The organism is Daejeonella sp. (genome assembly GCF_030684675.1).
Classification (GTDB): domain Bacteria; phylum Bacteroidota; class Bacteroidia; order Sphingobacteriales; family Sphingobacteriaceae; genus Daejeonella.
The window spans coordinates 1-1841 of sequence record NZ_JAUXXZ010000054.1; the positions used below are offsets into that span (position 1 = coordinate 1).

General features: G+C 36.0%; 1 protein-coding gene. It reads right to left on the bottom strand.

The window, feature by feature from the left end:
- Positions 1-338: 338 nt before the first annotated feature.
- Positions 339-1046 (bottom strand): hypothetical protein, encoded by a 708-nt coding sequence (locus tag Q8M41_RS12040; RefSeq protein WP_305365526.1) that lies wholly within the window; start codon positions 1044-1046, stop codon positions 339-341.
- Between the last annotated feature and the right edge of the window lie 795 nt (positions 1047-1841).

Genomic DNA, 1841 nt, shown 5'->3' on the forward strand with positions numbered 1-1841 from the left:
GGGCACCTCTAAAAACAGTGTCATCATTGCGAGCAAAGCGAAGCAATCCTTGTTTTTACACCATAAATGGGGATTGCTTCGTTCGTTCCTCACACGCAATGACATCATTCTAAGTTTTTAGAGATGCCCATTAATCATTTAATACCATTGATTTGGTTTTGGTATAGCTGGATAGAACTTATTACAAATAAAAATCTCTCTTTTATTTATAATCTTATTTAAGTTTGGTTATAAAATAGCTACACCAAATCTATTTTCAAACTTCCTTAATTCTAACAACTCATAATCCAAACCTCCGACGTTTCCTAAACGTCGGAGGTTTTTGTTCCCTTTTATTCTTACTGTGCCGGTGGCGTTGGTGGCGGCGTCTTATCCTCCTCATCCGGTTTAGTATGCGACCCGCCCAAATCTTTAATTACTCTTGCGGCAAAGTATTGGTTATAAAAATCGGGCTGCGGTTCTTTTATCACCTCAACAAGCATATCCGCTTCCTCATTCAATAAGGCATCAGTCTTTTCGAATAATTTAGTAAGCGCTACCCTTGTTGAGCTGCGATCTGTATAACTTAAATCCTTATTCCCCGACGCATTTTTTAACGCCTCAAGCTTTACGTCAACAAGGTCAAGTTTTGCCTGCGTCATTCCATATTTGGCGAGTGAGGCTAAAACACCCTGCGCGGCATCCCTTATGATTTTCACTTGTACGGGTAATTCTGCGTGGGTTAAATGTTTAAATGCGCTTTCTGTATAATCCGCCTTTGCTCTAAGTTCTACCAGCTTATTCCGCGCCGCGTATGCCTTTACGGCTGAAGTAATTGGTAGAATGGCAGAGATAAGCTCATTAATTGCTTTGCCTTTTACGGAAGTCTTCCCATCCGTTGCGCCAACTAATTCGCTGTTTTTTGCTTGAATCTGTTCGATTAAAGCCTGTAGATCAGTGTGTACTTCACCCAAAGCCGGTATCTCGGCTATAACGCTATCGTTGTTATTTAGCACAACCTCCGTAGCATTATACATGTTGGACTTGTTTTCCTCGGACTGTGTCATCTCGATCTCTCCTTTTTGTGATTGTTAGGTTAATTTAAGGCAAAGTGCCTTTTTGTTCTAAAAACCGTCATTATTTCACTAAAAAATATCAAAACTCACTATAAAGTCGTCAAAACAAAGAAAAAGTCATCAAATATTCACTTCAAGTCACCAAAACAAAATAATATTCGACAAATATTCACTTCAAGTAGTCAAAGCAAGAAAAAAGATGTCAAATATCGATTTCAAGTCTTCAAAACAAGTAAAAAGTCGTCAAATATTCATTTCAAGTCACTAAAACAAGAGAAAAGTCGCCAAATATCTATTTCATGTCGTCAAAACATGAGAAAAGTCGCCAAATATTCATTTCAAGTCTTCAAATATTCACTTCAAGTCGTTAAATATTTAGTTGAAGTTGTTAAATATCTACTTTAAGTCGTCAAATATTTAGTTGAAATCTCCATTCTCCAAAAACACTAAAATACCCGTTGAACTAAATCTTAACTCTGAATTTTATAACCTGATATGCGAAAATATTTTTATATGGGAAAAGAAAGGATGGAAAAGTTTAGCAGTAATCCCCTCGTCCCCGAAAGTAACAAGGTTATTTTATTTATTGTTTATTTCCTTGGTTAAAATTACGGAAATATTTTAATCAATGTCAAATGAAATTTTATTTAGAGTTTCCCCAAAACGGAAGATTATGATAAAATCATAAAAAACAATAAGTTAGAGCTCGTTAACAAAGTTGAAAGGGAAAAGAAATGTTAGCGAGAAAGAAAGAACTACCAGCGAGAAAACTTATAAACGTGTTGA

Excerpts from the sequence above, each read along its gene's own strand:
- Q8M41_RS12040 (WP_305365526.1), bottom strand. The coding sequence starts at position 1,046 with ATGACACAGTCCGAGGAAAACAAGTCCAACATGTATAATGCTACGGAG.